Here is a 19206-nt window from a genome sequence, read left to right as displayed (position 1 = left end):
GGCCCCTGAGGCCCGTGTGATTCCTGACAGGGGCCTAATTCGATATATCTTCCCACGCAGGCACCATCTACGGCCGATTAAAGTTATATAACGAGTTCGACCGCTCCGAAGGCTTTGAAGATCGTTTGCTAAAATACTACGGAATTTACAACAAGCAAAGTAAACTTGATGTATTTGAACGCTAGAGCCTTGTCGGTCCGTGACTCTCACGGTCCTTGTCACCCTTATTATCCTCGTCATCCCACGTAAGGTGCTTGAGGTCGTCCGGCGTATTAGTCTCACGCCACTTGGCAAAGTCCTCTTCCACATCCTCCGGCCAAGGATCCACGTCTATCTGTGCAGACGTGTATTTGCCCTCCCGGATTCTTTCAAATCCAAACATATCTCGCAGTCGTGTCTTTTCTGCGCTTACGACACATTCCTCAGCGAGGTGCGGCGGGATGAACAGGACACCGGATGCGGTACCAAAGACCACATCGCCCGGCATACAGATGGCATTGCCAATCCTACATGGGACATTTAATCCGACCAAGGTCACGTCGCGAATCGGCGTCGGATCGACTCCTCTGTAATACGTCTGCAGATTTGGGATCTTGACAACCTGCTGAAGATCGCGAATACCTCCCCAGATTACCTGTCCACGCTTTGTCCGTGAAGATACAGTGGTTGAAAGGTTCCCACCAGAAAATGTACCTTCGAAAATCTTGTCAAACATATCAACGACCATCACGTCATTTTCAACCAAGGTTTCGATAACCCAAGCGTTAAAGAAACCGGTTCGGCCTTCTTCCTTTTGACCATATTCGAGAAGGTAGTCATGCAGATCCGGACGCATCGGCATCATGACGGCAGTTACCGCTCGCCCGACAAGCACCTTGTCGGGATGAACGATTTTCCACCCCCCCTGGAACTGATATTTATAATTATGCTTCCAGAGAACCGCCCAAGCTTCTTCGGTCGTGATCCTCTCCATCCGGCGCAGAATGTCGTCGGGGACCTTTGGCCTGCCGTCATCAAAGCGCTCGCCCTTCCAGAGCGGAGTCAGCTGAATTATATCTTCCTTGTTGTTAAATCGCATGAAACACCACCTCATCCTCTTTGAATAACTACACCACATACGGCTATTGTCGACCTAGTCATTTCTAGCTCCAGATACGATCATGTGACAGGTTTCCATTCCATTCATCAGTAGGTTCCCACAGTCCCGGAACATCAGGATGAATATGCTCCTTGAGAACCTCGTCATCGAAATCATCAATACCGAGACCAGGTTTGTCAGGAACTGTAATGAAGCCGTTTTGCACGATGTTTGGCAAACCAACCACTATATCATTCCACCAAGGTACATCCGCCGCATGGAATTCGAGGGCCAGGAAGTTTTCTGTAGCCACGGCAACGTGTGCAGCTGCCATGCAGGCGACAGGGCCTTCTGCCATATGAATTGCCATTGCCACGCCGTATTCGTATGCCATGTCACCGATCTTTTTCGTTTCGAGAATACCTCCGGTTGTGAGAATATCAGGATGGATCACTGATACGCCTCTCTTTTCCAATAGAGGCCTAAAGTTCTCCTTTAGATAGATATCCTCACCTGTACAGATCGGTACGGCCGTCGAATTGCTTAAACGAACATACTGATCAGTGTACTGCCAGGGAATCGGGTCCTCCAACCACGCCGGGTGGTATTTTTCCAACCTGCGAGCCAAACGGATCACGCTCTCGACATTGATGTGGCCCAAGTGGTCAATCGCCAACGGGACTTGGTCTCCGATAATTGAACGAACGTCAGCCATGTATTGCTCCAAGACATCAAGCCCTTTCTCAGTTAGCTGGACGCCCGTCAGAGGGTGAGGTATGTTCAGAACATCGTAGGCACGATTACGCTCGACCCGTTCCTCCATGGTTTTCGGCACTCGTGGCAATCCAATGTCAGCATCCTTCAGCTTCTCGATAAAGCCCAATGGTGCACTAATGGTACCTTCCTCGCCATAGAGTAATGAGATTCCCAAGTCCATCTTGAGAAAAGTGAATCCTCTTTCCATGCGTTTTTTGAGTGCCTCACCCATTATCTTGCCGTTAATTTTCCCACCCACGTCGGTGTCGCAATACAAACGAACCTGATCACGGAACTTACCTCCTAACATCTGGTAAACGGGAACACCATATGCTTTTCCGGCCAGGTCCCACAGTGCGACCTCAATCCCACTGACGCCGCCTCCCTGTCGCGCAAACCCTCCAAACTGCTTGATGCGCCGGAAAATCTTGTCAACGTTGCAAGGATTTTCGCCCAGGATTCGGCTCTTCAACATCAATGCATATTGCTTGTCTGCAATATCACGTACCTCTCCCAGACCAACCAAGCCCTGATTCGTATAAATCTTGATCAGGCTGGAATGGAACGGTGCTCCCAAGATGTCGGTGAAACGCATGTCAGTGATGCGGAGATCTGACGGCTTGGAGTAAGGATTTACATGGTTCAATGCTTCCTCTGGTTGTATCATTAGCAAAGTCCCCCTTAGTACAATAAAATCATCTCAAAGACCTTCCTGTGAATAGCATTTTCATAAAACAGAACCAGTGTTTCTTGGTAGGCTGATCACTTCGAACCCCCGTGGCAAATCAATTTCTTGCACGTGAATAGCGATTCTGCCATGGCCGCCTTATCACATGGTTTAGCCTTTGACTCCACCTGCTATCATTCCACCTACCAGCCAGCGCTGAGCCAGCATATACAGCAGAACAACCGGAACCGATGCTAGAACGGAAGCAGCCATAATGCGCCCCCAAATATAAACATCGCTAATAATAAAGCCTGATATACCTATTGGCAACGTTTGAACCGATGGACTCGTCGTTAGAACAAGGGCGTAAATATACTCGCCCCACGCCATGGTAAAGCTGAATACTGCCACGACAGCCAATCCTGGCGCTGCCAGTGGTAACACTATTTTGCGCATCGCCTCCAGACGCGTACAGCCATCGATCATAGCAGCCTGCTCCATCTCTATTGGAATGCCACGGAAATAGATCATCAGCATCCATGTTCCATAAGGCACCAGAAAAGTTGGATAGACCATTACTAGCGATGTCAATGTATTGGGCAGTCCCAATGAGCTGATTAATAGAAACATCGGGATAAACAAAATCGACTGCGGCACAAGGTAAGTTATGAGAACAAGAACCGCAAGTCCACCACGCCACGGCAGATCAATTCGAGTAATACTATAAGCCGCTAGCGCCGAAATAACGACAGAAATAGCCATGCTGACAAGCCCAACAATCATACTATTCTTAACAAACACGAGGAAAGACGTATTTTTTAACAAGTCGACATAGTTTTCAAGGGTCACATATGAAGGCCATAGACCCGGCATAGGCTGGAACATATCCGCCATGGGCTTTAACGATGTGATCCCCATCCAGTACAGCGGAAAAATTGTCCAAGCCAATCCGGCAATCAAAATGACCCAGATGACCAATCTCTTTGCTCTACTGGCCAGCATCATTCATCCCTCCTTAAGAAGTACCTGGTAGCCAACATAATCAAGCCAATGAACAGCGGAGCAGCCGCAGTTGAAATGGCAATACCTTTACCGATTTCAAGGTTCCAGAATGCCCGCTCATAAGTGAGTGTCGGTATGATTGTGGTCGCATGTGCGGGCCCGCCACCAGTGGCAATATAGATTGTCTGGAAGTCGTTAAACGTCCAGATTGTCGACAGTAAGGAGGAAATAATTATAATTCCAGAAAGCGATGGAATGACGACGTGTCGAATCTGCTGCCACCAGTTGGCTCCATCAATCGCTGCTGCCTCATAAAGCTGTGCGTCAATTCCCTGCAGGCCTCCCAACAGCGAGAACGTGAAAAAGGGAATGCCTTTCCATACGTTGATAACGATTACAGCGAACATGGCTGTGGAAGTAGAAGCCAGCCATGGTATGGGATAGTCAATGATTCCGGCCTTTAGCAGCAGGGCATTAATTATTCCATTAGTATCACTGTACATCCACCGCCAGGTGAGTGTAGCCACAAGGTTGGGAACTGCCCAGGGAATCAGGATTATCGCCCGCCACAGATTACGCAGGGGCAATTTTTCGTTTAAGACCAATGCCAGGCAAAAACCAAACACCAACTTCAAAACAACGGAATCAAAGGCATAGATGAAACTGTTCTTGATGCCGATCCAGAAAAGACCATCCCGAAAAATCTCGATATAGTTTTGCAGCCCCACAAAGGTCTCGCCCATACCAATTCGCTTATTGGTAAAACTAGTATAAACGGCTTTGGTAAAAGGGACACCAACAACGCCGAAAATCACGGCCAAGAGTGGGATCACCAATAGAATGCCCAGCACCAGGTCAATTTGATGTTGATTCATTGACTGAGTACGAAAATAGCGGGATGGAGCCTTGGGCGTTCGCTGTCTCAACGTCACCAACTCCTCTTTCAAATCCATAAGAGTCAACAGCCGGGCAGGCCGTGCACCAGCCTGCCCAAACTACCCAATAGCAACTCTCGAAACTAGACAGACGTTCAAACCCTTACTGATCCTACTTGTTGTACTTTGCCTTGATTTGCTCAATCTCAGCTTTCGCCTTTTCGAGACCTTCCTTGACAGGCACGTTGTCGACAATCATGCTCTGCAACGCACGCAACATAACTTGTGAGCTCATAGTCTCGCCTGCCCATGGAGTCGTCGGACCAGGATAGCCCAGGTTGACGTTGATCTGCCCCGCCTGGAGCCATGCCCGATTGTTTGGATCCTGGTAGAACGCCAGCTTCTCCATGCCAACGAAGACCGGTGCCCACATTGGGCACATCTTAGGCAGGAGGTTTGAGTAGTTGTCGATTGCCAAAACGCTCCTAACCAAGCTGGACGCCAACTTTGGATGACCTTTTTTGAAGATAACCATGGTGTTGCCGCCACCAACGTTAAACCGGCCAGCAGGACCTGCAGGCATCGGAACGATACCGGTTTTATCGAGGAGCGGATGCTTCATTTGGACCATGTTGGCCCAAATGCTACCGGAATTGTAAACCATCACTGCGGTACCAGACATATAGGCGTTGTTGTTGCCACCATCATCCCAGCTCAGAGCGCCCGGCGGGATGGTCTTGTCTACCTTGAACATATCGACAAGAGCCTGGAGCGCCTTCACGTTCTGGGCTGAATCAACGACAACGGTCTTACCGTCTTTGTCAAAGATTGAGCCACCATTAGCCCAAATGATATTGCGGATCCAGCCTTCAATGTCACCGCCGCCGGAACGTCCAAGAGGAATACCGGCACCATAGACACCTCCGCGTGGATTGTTGGTGGCCTTGGCTACTTTGCGGAAATCATCGAGAGTCTGAGGAGCTTCAACTCCAGCAGCCTTCAGAAGGTCTTTACGATAGTAAAGGGCGGCTGGGAATGTTGCCAACGGAACACCACGACGAACCCCATCAATGGTTACCAGGCGAAGTGCTCCGTGAGAGAACTTGTCATTGTTTTGCTTCTCAATGCTGGTAATTAGGTCGTTGGTGTCGATAACAGCATCCATACCAGCCAACTGAGCGACCATGCCAACCTCGACAGTAGCGATATCAGGCACGTTTCCACTCTCAATAGCCGCCATCAACTTAGTGATCAAGTCCGCAGGCGGCACTACGGTGTACTCCACTTCAACGCCATTCTTTTTTGCCCAGTCATTAACTGCTTGTCGCATATACTGGTTGTATGCCGGAATGTATTCCGACTTGTCCCAAATGACGATTTTCTCGGCTGCTTGTGCAGCAACGCCCAGCACCAAAATCAGAAGGAGTAGTACTGCACCAGTTTTTAACGATTTCATAAATCTTGCCTCCCAGTTTAGTTTTAGTTTATGTTCTAGCAGCATCTACTTTGTCACTGCGCTACCCCGGCAACCACCCCCTTTAACTATAGTAGTAGTAGACTCTCAGAAATTTCGAACTCGCTTGTTTACTAGATTTACAGACTGGATGCCTTTCCCTCACCCCCAAAGAAATGGTTATATGTGGCAAATGTGGTGCTAAAATTATCCGCCTCGGATATAGACCCCATGAAATAACAAGAGTCTTTCACCTGAAATGGCTAGCCAACTGGAATTGACGAAGGGCTTTAAGATGAGCGAAATCACTGGATATGAGCACGATTAGGCATCCATTGGTTACCTTGACCCTTGCTATATATCGGATAAATGTATTTACCATGTTGCCCAAGGTCTCATTCGATAGTGATAAGCATATCACGAGCGCATTCTATGGTGGCTTTCTAATTTATGGGTATCCTACCATCTCAGGTGAAAGACTTTTGGTAGAAAACTAACCAACAGAAAGGGTGAGCATATGAACTTTGTAGCTAGTTTCCCACGTCATCTCTCCTCATTACGAGTCCTTACCCCCCTTGAGAATTTGACCTTTATGACAGACTACACCTACTTTCAATGAGCCCTTCTCCCCCTACTGCCTATGACTATTGATTATATCTTACCAGGCCTATTCTTCCCTTACCAAATACTATCGAGCTATATCAGGAAATCTCCATAACCCATAAGGATTGCAGGCTATTCGATTGTCAATGTACAAAGGGGTCGAGATCAAAACAATATCAACGCTTTTCCTCAGAATTGGTGGAGAGCTTTGCTTCTCAATTATTTACCGATTAGTCCGAGAGCGTTCTATGAAGACACTGAAGTCACCGCTTTACCAGTCTGCCTTTTACCGGCTAAGAACCTCTCAACATTAAGAATCTACTACCTCTCCTGTCTCAGGAAGTTCTCAACCTCCGTCCAAGTGGGCAATCCCTCCACATCTCCGCTCACCGTAACGGCATAGGCACCCATTGCATTCCCGAGGCGGGCCGCTTCAACCGCCGGCCAACCCTTGAGCAGGCCCACGATAAAGCCAGCGGCAAAGGCATCGCCCGCACCCACCGTATCGACGGTCCTTTCGACCTGGAAAGCCGGTACTGATATTATCTCGTCGTCGCAAACCCCGGATTGCGCCCCATGTACTGCCGCTACAATTGCCTCAGCGTTTGAGGACACGGACCCAGGCTCAGGCTTGGATCCAGACTTGAACCCAGGCATAGATTCTGGCGCAGGCCGAGGTGAGGATACCACCGCTCCTTCCGCTCCTAACTTTATCACAATTGTTGAGGCGCCGAGCTCTTTAAATGCCCTGATCAACTCCTCGGGCTTATCAAGTCCAAAGAGGACCTTCCCCTCATTGCGTCCGGCCAGAATGATATCTACACCCCGCATCAGGTCAAGAAGTACCGGGCGGATCCGATTTCCTGACCAGAGCTTGAGGCGAATATTAGGATCAAAGCTAACCTTAACGCCGTTCGCCCGCGCAATCTCAATGGCCCGGGCAACGGTAGCCAGGCACGAATCTCCTAGCGCCGGGGTGATCCCGGTAACGTGCAAAAATTCTGCTGACGCAATGTAGTCAGGGTCCAAGTCCTCCGGCGTCATCCGACTCGCAGCTGATCCGCTGCGATAGTAGTAGACCCGTGTCTCCCCTATTTCCCGGCGTTCTTTAAAGTAGATACCCGTGGGCGCGTGTGGGTCGATCTTTACCTGAGACACATCCACTCCCTCACCACGTATAAAGGAAAGCACTGCGCGCCCAAATTCATCATCGCCGACCCTGCTGATCCACCCGGCGGAGTGCCCAAGCCTTGCAATTCCAATCGCAAAATTGGATTCAGCACCAGCCACCTGTTTCTGAAAGAATGATACATACTGCAATGGTCCTGTGCTTATTGGATTGAAGAGGACCATGGACTCACCCAGTGTGACGACTTCTGGCATCCCTAGCACCACCGTTATTTAATTGTGAACTTAAGTCTACTGCCTCGATTGAGTCTGTAGTTCCAATTCTGGATCTGTAACCTAGCCTTTCAGAAATCTTCCCCCCACATTCTGTAACCAGAGGTGTGACCCGCTCAATCTTCTCACGCGTCATCCGAATAGATGGGCCTGACACGCTGAGGGCTGCCACAACGCGGCCATCCTGGTTATAGATAGGAGCAGCCACGCATCGAATACCCTGTTCGTGCTCCTCATCGTCAATCGCGAACCCGTTTGCCCTCACGGTCTGGAGGTGGAGGTAGAACTGCTCAAGGGAGGTTATTGTATTATTAGTGAGCCGGGGAAGCCCCTTCTTGGAAAGGATCTCCTCGATCTCCCGATCATCTAGCGAGGCTAGGAGGACTTTGCCAAGGGCAGTACAATGACAGTAAACCCTACGACCTATCTTGGAGTACATTGTAAGCGTCTGGATGCTTTCCACCTTGTCGATATATACAACCTCGCCCTGATCGAGGATGGCCAGGTGCACAACCTCTCCGGTCCTCTCCATCAGCTCCCGCAGGTAGGGGTATGCCTCCTGCCTGAGATCTATCTGCTGGAGGAGGGCGCTGCTAAGCTCCAGGACCTTGAAACCAAGACGATACTTGTCATTTTCCTTTTGCTGCTCCACATAGCCGTGTATCATGAGGGCCGTGAGCAGGCGATGAGTAGTGCTGGCGTTAAGGCCGAGCATCTCGCTGATCTGCCCGAGGCCGAGGCTGCGGCCCTCGGAGGCTAAAAGATCCAGTATCCGTAACGCACGGTCGACGGATTGCACTGAACTTACGGGTTCCTTCCGCCTAGCCATGATAAACAGAGCTCCTTGTTATCCCTTATTACCCCTTACAGATCCCTGGCTCCTCGAACTCTCTGCCAGGTCAGGTCAACACCATCCCTGGAAGCTTGCTCAGGCGCTTGCAGGAAACGGGGTTTATCCCTTATATATTTCGTAATATGAAATTCGATTCCTAATATGACCCACATTGAGCTATTTCTCCATGAATTTCTGCTTTCCTGCTGCCAAAGTACTATTTCATAAAAATAAATTTCACATTATGAAATATAAGAACCACCCCCCCCCCTGTCTGCGCTTACCCACCCATAGCCCCGGCTCTCCATGGAACTCATCTTCCGTTTCCATGTTAGATTCCCATGCCGCGCTGCGGCGCCGCGGAGAATGAAAGTATCTCCGAGGATAACTAGTACTTCATTTCATAAATCCTGATAGCTTTTACTCTCCGAACATGCGCTCAAACCCAAGCCTAACTATGTGCATGCCAACTTTCTTGGCAGGGTGCCCCGGCAAAGAGGCGAGGGTGCCAACTTTCTTGGCAGTCTACATGTGAAAATGCCAAGATTTTTGGCAGGTACTCGCTCATCCTGCCAATATTCTTGGCAGTTTGGCCCGCCCCCACTCTGCCAAAAATTTTGGCAGGTCGCGCGTAAAGGTGCCAAGATTCTTGGCAGTTTTGCCGCCCATAGGGGTTGACCTGCCAAAATTCTTGGCAGAGTGGGGGCGGGCCTGCCAGAATTCTTGGCAGACGCCCATGCCGCTACGCAGCATCATCAGGTAGAGAGAAATCCCCTGATGCGGGTGGAGCTATTTTCAGGGTAGGGTAGGGGTGCGTCACCCAGCCAAGTTTCTTTGTCGCCACGACGTATCAGTAAGAGGCCCGGCGCAGAGCTGCCAGGTAACCTATTCAAGGCTACCCGGTATTGAGTTCCATAGGTTCAAGCGTTTAGGGAGTATTTCGTTCGTCACGCATTTAGATATATGAGGCAGAGCGCGGCTACTAGCCCGACAAACTATAGAGTAATACCCGATATCTTATACCCTATACGGTCTTATGAGATGGAGTACTAGTCGCCAGGACCGGATAAACCAGGGGTGGATAAAGCGGAGCGGCCCCAGCGAAGCCGGGAGCCGCTCAATCCATATGTCTGTACATGGCAATGTTCCTAAGTTTGAGTCCGAAAATTACTACCACTTTTCCAGGTATTGCCGGCGCTTGCGTGACGGGGGCCTTCGAAATTTGGCATGGCCCCCGCGCCAAATTCCAACGGAGGCGCGCCGCAAGCGCGCCGTCCCCGGAGCGCAACACCAGCAACACTGGGACGTACTGGTAAACTGGCACAAATTAAGGAACTAGCACTTAGATAGCAATAATGTTCACAGATAGCAGTGTCCCTATATGATGGACTACTCTCCCCGCGCCCCCGCTATGGCCTGGATGAAGGCCCGCGCCCTAGCCGTGAGCTCGCCCCAGCGCCGCTCGTCGACAAGTTTCTTGTCGACGAGGGCTGACCCCACACCCACAAAGGCCGCACCGGCCTTTATAAACTCCGCGACATTATCCAGGCTTACGCCCCCGGTCGGGGTTAACAAGACCTGCGGCAGGGGCCCCCTCATATCCTTGAAGAATGACGGGCCAAGCTTCGTTGCGGGAAACACCTTAACAGCGTCAGCGCCCGCCTCCCAAGCCGTCAATATCTCAGTTGGAGTAAACGCCCCGGGGATGACAACCTTGCTGTAGCGCCTGCACATCCGGATCACGTCCAGATTAAGCGTGGGACTAACCACAAACTCCGCCCCTGCAAGCAGCGCAATGCGTGCGGTCTCGGGGTCCAGCACCGTTCCGACACCGATGACCATTTCGCCCGCTCCACCCTCTTCGCCCACCTCACAAGGCACGCCAGGCACGCCCTGCCCACCAGCTCCAGCAATGCCGCTTACAATCTCCCTAACAACATCTACCGCCCCGGGCGTGGTCATGGTGACCTCCATAGCCCGGATGCCGCCTTCTCTTAACGCCTGGGCGACATTCACCAGATCATCTGAACGCTCCGCCCTTATTATCGCTACGATCCCCGTGCTGATCATTGTGTCCAAGACCCTTTGCTTTTTCATTGCCAGATTTACCATTACTACCGCAGCCCTCCATAGTCTCTAACATTTTTTGAGATGGTTATAGCTTTCTATGAGCTGTGAGGCGTTAAGCTCCCATATTGAGGATAATCCATTTTGTATTATGAAATTAGATTGCACATCCTGGCCCCTGCCTTTATTTCTCCACCAGGGCGCAAAATCCTTCAGCGAAGTGCGGAGAGAGGGCTGCCAAGATTAGCTTAATCATGCCTTCCAGCCTTCCAGCCGAGAATATAACTCTCAGAATAAGCTCTCTATCCGACCTGCTCGAAATCAACCTTAACTGTATCACATCAACCTTAACTATCCGGATCCTATATCCGTCTCGTTGTCTCGCCGTCCCGCCTGTCTTGCCCAGCTACTTGACGCAATCGCTTTTATTTTGTAAAGTAGACTCGTATTAGGAACATAAACACGTCATTTGCCGATCTCATCTTCGGAAGGGGATGGATTTGATAATACTCCATGGGGCCCATGTCCCATTCGCAAAAAACATAATGCAGCTTCCCGTTCCCGGCGGTGTCGCCCTCCATGGAGGATCTTTTTTCATGTGGGGCGAATCGGACGGAGGGGGCCTTAGTGCCCCTAGTATTCGAGTGTCCTTTGTCTACCCCCGCCAGGCCAGCGAGATCAAGCTGGGAATGTGTGTTACAACCCTGACCAGGATAGTTACCGGTCGCGATGATGGCGAGTCTTGCTTGAGTGTCGAATCCGGCACAAAAGGTGAATTCGGGCCGGCCTTGGCCTTCTTACCCTCCGGCTTACCTCCCGGAGACGGACAACCCCCGGAGGCCCCGCCGGATGGCCAGGATATTCGGCTAGTATCCTCTCCACCGGAGTCTCCCCTTGAGCCTTATCTTGTAAATGGCCTATGGCTTCCCCCTGAGGATGCCCTGCTGCTCTTGAGCATGCTTCCGGGGGGTGAGGGAGAAGGAGGTGCGGGCTTTCTGAAAAAAGCCGGCTTTCGCCTTGGGCACGACATAATATTCTGGAGCAAGGTTGCCAAGCTCGGGCTGGAATTTCTCATCCGGGGAAGATTTATCCCCAGCCTCGCCAAGGTGCCCCCGCAGAGGGCCAGAACCCGCGAGAGCTTCAGGGCGATGTGGATCGTGATCCCCGATGAGGACAGGGACCTCAAGCGCCTGCGCGAGCTGGGCGACTCCATGCCCGGAGTGGCTCGGACCTTCATGAAGCCCGAGTCCCTCTCGGAATACGATGGCTCGCGGGCGATCCCTCCATTCCCGGCGGGGCGCCGCCTTGTAATGGAGTTCCTCAATTCAGCTATAGATGGACTCATTCCACAAATTGCCGCCCTAGACAAAAAGGACTTCAAGAATCTAGTGGACCTTGGGGGTATAGCAGGCCGTCGGGATCGGGGCCATACAATCGTACGAAGGTGGCTCAAGGCACTTTTTGATGAGGATGGAGACCGGAAGGTCAAGCCCACGGCAAGGCCATCATCGACCTTGGCCTCGAGCTCGAATTCGGCCCCGACCGCGAGCGCCGGTATTTCCCAAGAAGAACTCGAGGATTTCTATAAGGGCATGGGCGAATGGCTCAGCCCATTCTTTGCCTCCGTGACCCCAACGACGTTTCGCACCTGTTTCCGGCTCGAGCCGCCGGACCCGGAAATCAGCGCCTCGAAGGAAACCACGGATCCCGGGAGCGGCGGGAAGAAATCGAGCGGAAACAAACCAAGGAGGAAGGCGGCGTCCCAAACCTGGATGCTCCGGTTTTTCCTGCAGGCTACGGACGACCCGAGCCTGCTCGTGCCGGCCTCCCGGGTCTGGAAGGAATCGGGGCGGGTCCTCGAGTTCCTGAATCGGAGGTTCGAGGATCCCCAGGAAAGGTTCCTTTCGGACCTCGGCAGGGCCTCGAGGCTCTTCCCCAAGATTGAGGAGAGCCTGCGATCCTCGTGCCCGGAGGCATGCAAGCTCTCGACGGAGGAGGCATATGTCTTTCTCAAGGAGGTGGCCGGGCTCCTCAAGGAATCCGGATTCGGCGTCATTGTGCCCGCGTGGTGGAACGGGACGCGGGTAGTCGGGCCCGGTCTGGGAATTCACCTCTCCCTCCAAGGCCCGGGAGCTTCTCGCGGAAGGTCGGGGTCTAACGACGGGGCGGGCGGCGGGATTCTCGGGCTCGACTCCATCGTCCAGTATGACTGGCGGATAGCCATCGGTGATGAGACGATAAGCAGGGAAGAATTCATGAGACTCGCCGAACTCAAACTCCCCCTCGTCAATATCCGGGGGAAGTGGGTCGAGCTCGCAGGGAATATTCTTGAAAAGCTCCTTTCTATTATGAAGTCTGGAAAAGATGAGGGCAAAATAACGCTGGGAGAAGCCTTGTCGTTTGGCCTCTCCGGCGCCGGCGAGGCTAAACAATCTCCGTGGGGGGCTCATTTGGATACCGGCCTCCCCGTGACGGGACTTGAGGCTGAAGGGCCCCTCAGGGAGTTTATCGAGAATCTCAAACATGGGGAAAGGATGGAAGAGCTTTCTCAGCCCGAGGATTTCAGAGGGAGGCTCCGTCCCTACCAGGTAAGGGGGTATTCCTGGCTCTGGTTTCTTCGAAATCATAACATCGGGGCTTGCCTCGCGGACGACATGGGGCTGGGCAAGACTATACAGGTTATAGCGCTCCTTCTCCAAAACAAGCTCCAGAGCAAGCTCCGGAATAAACTCCAGAATAAGCTCTGGAACAAACTCTGCACTCAAGACGATGGCCGAGATGATGATAGCCAAAATGATAGCCAACACGACAGCGGAGCGCATGAAGGCCGCCGGCCCATGCCCGTGCTTCTGATCTGCCCGACCTCCCTCGTCGGCAACTGGCAGCGGGAGATATCCCGTTTCGCTCCATCCCTGAGGGTGATGATCCACCACGGGATGAACCGCCTTACAGGTGAGGATTTCAAGAAAGAGGCCGGCGACAACGACCTCGTCATAAGCACCTATTCCTTGGCGCGCCGGGATGAGGCAGAGCTGGCCCAGGTGGACTGGGATGGTATAATCCTCGACGAGGCTCAGAATATAAAGAACGCGTCGGCGCAACAGACCCAAAGCATAAGAAGGCTCACGGCCGGGTTTAGGGTAGCCCTCACGGGAACCCCGGTGGAAAACAGGCTTTCTGAGCTCTGGTCGATCATGGAGTTTCTAAACCCGGGCTATCTTGGTTCACTGGCCTCCTTCAGGGAGCGCTTCTCGATTCCTGTGGAGCGTTATGGAGACCATGATGCGGCAGAGAGGCTCCGCAGGCTGGTGACCCCCTTCATCCTCAGGCGCCTCAAGACCGACCCAAGGATCATCCAGGACCTGCCCGAAAAACAAGAGATGAAGGTTTACTGCAATCTCACCAAGGAGCAGGCGACCCTTTACGAGGCGATGGTCAGGGATATGATGATGAAGATCGAAGGGTCCTCAGGGATCGAGCGGAAAGGCGCGGTGCTTGCGGCCCTGACCAAGTTGAAGCAAGTCGCAGACCATCCCGCGCTTTTTCTCGGGGACAACAGCGTCCTCGATGGGCGTTCGGGGAAGCTTGCGCGTCTTAGAGAAATGCTCGAGGAGATATCAGACTCCGGGGAGCGCGCAATCATATTCACCCAGTTTGCCCGGATGGGTGAGATGCTCAGGGATTACCTGCAGGATGCGTTTGACCGTGAGGTTTTCTTCCTCCATGGTGGCACGGACCGGAGGATGCGAGATCAGATGGTCGAGCGATTCCAGGGTGACCCGGACGCCCCTTTCGCCTTCGTCATGTCCCTCAAGGCGGGTGGGGTCGGGTTAAATCTTGTTCGGGCCAACCATGTCTTTCACTTTGACAGGTGGTGGAACCCAGCGGTCGAAAACCAGGCGACCGACAGGGTGTTTCGCATAGGGCAGACCCGGACCGTGCAGGTACACAAGTTCCTGTGCGCGGGCACCGTGGAGGAGCGAATAGATGAACTCATTGAGAGCAAGAAGGCCCTTGCGAAGAATATTATAGGGACGGGCGAGAACTGGATTACCGAAATGACCACGGAGGAGTTAAATGAGCTCTTCAGGCTTAACTGGGACGCGGTGAGCGAGGAGTAACGGGGTAAGACGAAAAAGACGAAAGAGAGTAAGACGGAGGAGAGATGAGATAGTCATATGGCGAGAAGGAAGGAGTTTGGAGACAGCTGGTGGGCCCAAAGGTGGATTTCGGTCCTCGAATCCTTTGGCTGGGACAACCGGTTGCGCCGCGGGCGCAGCTACGCAAGGGCCGGGAACGTCCTAGAGATAGAGATATCCGAGGGCAAGGTGCGCGCATCTGTCCAGGGCTCGCGGCCGAGGCCCTACAAGGTCAAGATCGATGTTACGACCCTCTCCGCTGCCGAGTGGGATAGGGCTATCGAAAACATGGCAAACCAGGCCATCTTTGCGGCACGGTTGCTATCCGGTGAAATGCCGGAGAACATCGAGGAGGCGTTCAAGGGCTCTCGGGTGTCCCTTTTCCCCGTATCCACACGCGATATTCAAACTGAGTGTTCGTGCCCCGACTGGGCTAACCCGTGTAAACACATAGCTGCCGTCTGTTACCTCATCGGGGAGGAATTCGACAGAGATCCATTTCTAATCTTTAGGTTGCGGGGCAGAACTCGTGAAGATATTATCGAGGCTCTGAGAAAAAGGCGGGCCTCCGCGGACCGGGAGTTGAAGTCGAAGTTGAAATCGAAATCGGGGTCGGAGTCGGACTCGATACCGGACCCGGGGAGCGGCAAACGCATGCCGGCCCCCGAGCCCAGCGTCTGGGTCAGGGAATTGTTGATGAACGCCGAATCCGAGCCTCTGAAGTGCTCCCCGGAGAGTTTCTGGCGCCCCGGCGAGGGCAAGCTCGCCACATTTGAGGTCTCCATCTCGCCTGCGGCCATCTCCTCCATTCCGGCCGGACTCCTCCGGCGCCTGGGCGCCCCCGGCTTTCTCGATGGGAATAAGGGGAATAAAGGTAAGAACGACTCCCACAAAAGCATAACGATAAGGCCGGGGTCTAGACGGGGAAAACGGGGAAGGGAGGAAGGAGATGCAGATGAGGAAGCAAATACAGGGGAGGATTCCGTAACCGCAGCGCTGGCCCGATATTACAGGGCCATCAGCAAGAGGGCCCTGGACCTCGCCTATGGTAAGTGATTTTGCCTGCCACATTCCTATTATTCTGTTGCATATTCCTATCGCGATATCCCTGTCGCGGTATTCAGAGCCATACCTGCCACCTATTGGAATTATACAATTTTCACCCCTATGCCGTAGAGCCTCGCTATTTCATTTATCTCATCCTGCCCCGAAAAAAGGCAGCGTCTTTTGGAGCTAATTGGAGCTAATACGTGACATATGTCACTGGTTCCGGTCCCACCCGTTCCATACGTCATGCATCCAAAGGAAATGCTGATGCACATCACACGTCCCACCCAACCCGTGCTGTAGGTCACTCCATCTCGCTCTACCCGTGACATAGATCATCATTCCTCCCCCATCTATGCCGTACATCACTTATCCCGCTCCGCTCGCGCTGTACGTCATTTATCCGGATTCACCCGTTCTCCACGTCACAGATTCCCCGGAATCGTTCTCCACAGAAATCCTGTTGGCCCATTACCACTTCTTTTGCTTGCATTAGTTGCAACTTTGACGGAACCCTGTCGTGTCCGTCCCGTTCGCTTGACAAGACCTGGAAAAAGTGCTACTCTTGAAGCAAGGTGATGGCATAGAAGCCTTTTAGGGGTATTAAAAGGGGTGTAATAGCTAAATGCAGACGCTATTGGACCTTGCTCCGCTCGAATTCAGGATTTCATCTCAGTTCAAGCCTGACAGTGATGTTGTCCTCTTTCAGGGAGACTGTCGCGATCTTCTTGCTACGATACCATCCGGTTCTATGCAACTCGTTGTTACCTCGCCGCCTTATAACATTGGAAAGCCTTATGAGCAGCGCCTCGATCTGGATGATTACCTCGACCAGCAGAAAGAGGTGATCCGCGAGTGCGTTCGCACCCTCTCGGACCGAGGTAGCATCTGCTGGCAAGTGGGAAATTATGTCAACGATGGCGAGGTCGTACCGCTTGATATAGCATTATATCCTATTTTTAAATCACTCGGCCTCAAACTCCGTAATCGCATTATCTGGCACTTTGAGCACGGGCTTCATTGCTCAAGAAGACTCTCGGGAAGACACGAAGCGATCCTCTGGTTCACCAAGTCGGATGAATATGTATTCAATCTGGACGCTATTCGCGTTCCCCAGAAATACCCGAAGAAGAAATACTATAAGGGCCCCAAGGTAGGTCAATACTCCGGCCATCCCTTGGGCAAGAATCCGGGAGATGTATGGATAATCCCGAATGTAAAACATAACCATGTCGAAAAAACGTGCCACCCCTGCCAGTTCCCTGTTGAATTGGTGGAAAGGTTAGTGTTATCCCTTACTAATGAAGGGGATTGGGTCCTAGATCCCTTCATTGGAGTGGGGTCCACGGCAGTCGCTGCCGTAATGCACAAGCGGAGGGCGGCAGGGGCCGATATAGTGCAGGAATACATACACATAGCGCAAGAACGGGTTACGCTCGCAAGGGAGGGCAGGTTGAGGACAAGGCCAATGGACAGGCCCATATATACCCCTCCAGAAAACGAAGATCGCAAAGAGCGCCCTAATGAGATACAGGAGGAACTACCACTATGAAGAAGATTTTCGAGTATTCCCACCTTGGGGGTAGACAAATCCTCCAGGTTGACTATCCTGAGATAGACAAGGAAATTAACTCCATAATTGAATCTGTAAATATCTCCGCCAAGACTAAGGTGAGCAACGAAAGGTCCAAAAAGGGTAAACTCCTGTATTCCCCAAAGGAGCTGAACAAAAGATTCCGCGAGGAATTCGAGGTAAGAGGCTTCCATGAGCTCAAAGATACATATACCATAAGCATCCCCGGGTATGATATCGAGGTCAAAGGGGCTTTTAAGCAAATTGACTTCGTAAAATCTCGCGTTCTCGTGGAGGTTCAGTTTGGAAAGTATGCATTTATGTTCTATGACCTAGCTAAATTTCAATATTTCTTTAACGAGTATAAGGCAGATGTTGGGGTTGAAATCGTCCCGGCGTACAGTCTACACAAGCAGATGTCTACCGGAGTATCCTATGGAGAGCAACTAATCTATGATATTGAACGCCTTAGGCGCCATTTTCCAGCTGTGCCCATTAAGGTGATCCTAATTGATGTGTAAAACGGCACATGCATCTGTGTGACTGCTGCATACTTTTGTGCTTGATGTCTGCATAGATATCCTTACTCTGGAGGTAGCTGTCATTATGAAAATATTCCTCGTCCGTCATGGGCAGACCAAGTGGAACAAGGATAGCATATGTAGGGGGAGGCTGGACGTCGAGCTAGACGAGACCGGGATCAGCCAGGCCGCGGCAACGGGCAAGGCCCTCAGCCACCTTGAGTTTGAGGCTGTATACTCGAGCCCGCTGAAGAGGGCCATGAAGACCGCAGAGGAAATAGCTGCGTTTCATAAGTCTCATAATCCGAATTCCAACATTGCACTGACCGTAACGCCTGTCGATGGGCTCATCGACATCGATTTCGGGGAATGGCAGGGCCTCACGATCGAAGAAGTGAGCCAGAGATACCCTGACATATATCGACTCTGGCAAAGGGAGCCGCAAAACGTTCGCTTTCCTGGCGGGGAAAGCCTTGATGAGGTGTCGCAGCGGGCTACGAGCGCTATGAAGAGCCTCATAGCCAAACATCCCGAGGGGAATATCGTCATGGTATCTCACCGGGTTGTGAACAAAGTCCTGCTCTGCGCCGCGCTCGGCCTTGACAACTCCCACTTTTGGCTGATCGGCCAGGATACATGCTGTATCAATGTGATCGAGCCGGCCTATGACCGTTACATAATTCATACGCTGAATGACACATGCCATATAAAAAGGCTCGGCGAGGTTCCGACGCTACGGTATTTCTAGCTACACTCCTAGCACTTCTAGTAGTCAGTTCGTAAAATAACATTGCAATATGGTTGATAGTGGTATATGATCTTCTCAAAGGAATTTGGGGGGATTGTGAATGACACCACGAAGAGTAAGGCCAAGAATTCAATGGTCAAATGAGGAACGAATGATGTTAAGACGGATCGCCAACTCCAGAACAGAGGCCCATTCTAGTGTTACGCGGGCTAAAATACTACTGGACTTCGCGGATGGCAAGTCCGTATCCCAGATGGCCCGGGAGCTGCATCTGAGCAGGCCAACTGTCGAGCGATGTATTGATAAGGCCTTGGATCTTGGCCTACAGGCAGCTCTCGAAGACCTGCCGCGTTCTGGGCGTCCTCCTCGGATATCTTCTGAAGCTAAAGCGTGGGTGGTGGAATTGGCTTGCCGAAGACCGGTAGACTTCGGGTATCCTCATGA

The 19206-nt window shown here is 52.0% G+C and carries 14 protein-coding genes and 1 pseudogene; 6 read left to right on the top strand and 9 right to left on the bottom strand.

What is annotated here, in order from left to right:
- Positions 1–181: 181 nt before the first annotated feature.
- The 8 genes and pseudogenes from HPY71_11335 to HPY71_11300 all read right to left on the bottom strand — a co-directional run bounded on the left by HPY71_11335 (position 182) and on the right by HPY71_11300 (position 10764).
- On the bottom strand, positions 182–1078 hold the full coding sequence (locus tag HPY71_11335) for an RraA family protein (GenBank protein ID NPV54099.1): 897 nt from the start codon (positions 1076–1078) through the stop codon (positions 182–184).
- A 64-nt stretch (positions 1079–1142) separates the two neighbouring features.
- Complete coding sequence (locus HPY71_11330) at positions 1143–2501, bottom strand: mandelate racemase/muconate lactonizing enzyme family protein (protein NPV54098.1); 1359 nt, start codon at positions 2499–2501, stop codon at positions 1143–1145.
- A gap of 171 nt (positions 2502–2672) precedes the next feature.
- Positions 2673–3506, bottom strand: a complete 834-nt coding sequence (locus HPY71_11325; GenBank protein NPV54097.1) for a carbohydrate ABC transporter permease — start codon at positions 3504–3506, stop codon at positions 2673–2675.
- The gene (locus HPY71_11320) at positions 3503–4456 is read right to left on the bottom strand and encodes a sugar ABC transporter permease (GenBank protein NPV54096.1); all 954 of its coding nucleotides are present in this window, start codon (positions 4454–4456) and stop codon (positions 3503–3505) included. Before HPY71_11320 ends, HPY71_11325 begins: the two co-directional genes overlap by 4 nt.
- Before the next feature lie 94 nt (positions 4457–4550).
- Positions 4551–5834 carry a sugar ABC transporter substrate-binding protein gene (locus tag HPY71_11315; GenBank protein NPV54095.1) on the bottom strand — a complete coding sequence of 428 codons (1284 nt, stop codon included), beginning with the start codon at positions 5832–5834 and terminating at the stop codon, positions 4551–4553.
- A gap of 1245 nt (positions 5835–7079) precedes the next feature.
- Positions 7080–7817 (bottom strand): annotated as a pseudogene (locus HPY71_11310) (sugar kinase).
- Positions 7792–8664: an IclR family transcriptional regulator gene (locus tag HPY71_11305; protein NPV54094.1), complete on the bottom strand. Its 873-nt coding sequence runs from the start codon at positions 8662–8664 to the stop codon at positions 7792–7794. The pseudogene HPY71_11310 and the gene HPY71_11305 overlap by 26 nt, the downstream one beginning before the upstream one ends.
- Positions 8665–10056: 1392 nt before the next feature.
- Positions 10057–10764, bottom strand: a complete 708-nt coding sequence (locus HPY71_11300) for a 2-dehydro-3-deoxyphosphogluconate aldolase (GenBank protein ID NPV54093.1) — start codon at positions 10762–10764, stop codon at positions 10057–10059.
- A gap of 2318 nt (positions 10765–13082) precedes the next feature.
- On the opposite strand from HPY71_11300, the gene HPY71_11295 reads away from it, so the two are divergent.
- Complete coding sequence (locus HPY71_11295) at positions 13083–14855, top strand: DEAD/DEAH box helicase (protein ID NPV54092.1); 1773 nt, start codon at positions 13083–13085, stop codon at positions 14853–14855.
- A gap of 57 nt (positions 14856–14912) precedes the next feature.
- Positions 14913–15929 carry a hypothetical protein gene (locus tag HPY71_11290; protein NPV54091.1) on the top strand — a complete coding sequence of 339 codons (1017 nt, stop codon included), beginning with the start codon at positions 14913–14915 and terminating at the stop codon, positions 15927–15929.
- 92 nt (positions 15930–16021) lie between these two features.
- Here the strand turns inward: HPY71_11290 and HPY71_11285 are convergent, their stop codons facing one another.
- Positions 16022–16252, bottom strand: a complete 231-nt coding sequence (locus HPY71_11285) for a hypothetical protein (GenBank protein ID NPV54090.1) — start codon at positions 16250–16252, stop codon at positions 16022–16024.
- A gap of 293 nt (positions 16253–16545) precedes the next feature.
- Here HPY71_11285 and HPY71_11280 point away from each other — a divergent pair, with 293 nt between their 5' ends.
- The 4 genes from HPY71_11280 to HPY71_11265 form a co-directional block, all read left to right on the top strand.
- Positions 16546–17472, top strand: coding sequence for a site-specific DNA-methyltransferase (locus HPY71_11280; protein NPV54089.1), 927 nt, complete (start codon positions 16546–16548; stop codon positions 17470–17472).
- The gene (locus HPY71_11275) at positions 17469–18014 is read left to right on the top strand and encodes a BstYI (GenBank protein NPV54088.1); all 546 of its coding nucleotides are present in this window, start codon (positions 17469–17471) and stop codon (positions 18012–18014) included. Before HPY71_11280 ends, HPY71_11275 begins: the two co-directional genes overlap by 4 nt.
- An 85-nt stretch (positions 18015–18099) precedes the next feature.
- Positions 18100–18762 carry a histidine phosphatase family protein gene (locus tag HPY71_11270; protein ID NPV54087.1) on the top strand — a complete coding sequence of 221 codons (663 nt, stop codon included), beginning with the start codon at positions 18100–18102 and terminating at the stop codon, positions 18760–18762.
- Between the two features lie 100 nt (positions 18763–18862).
- Positions 18863–19206, top strand: a 344-nt coding sequence (locus tag HPY71_11265; protein NPV54086.1) for a helix-turn-helix domain-containing protein, incomplete at its 3' end; no start/stop codon positions are given.

The sequence above is a fragment of the Bacillota bacterium genome, assembly GCA_013178125.1.
Lineage (GTDB): Bacteria > Bacillota > SHA-98 > Ch115 > JABLXJ01 > JABLXL01.
The sequence above is the reverse complement of the archived record's forward strand: the minus strand, read 5'-3'. Positions and strand labels throughout refer to the sequence as shown.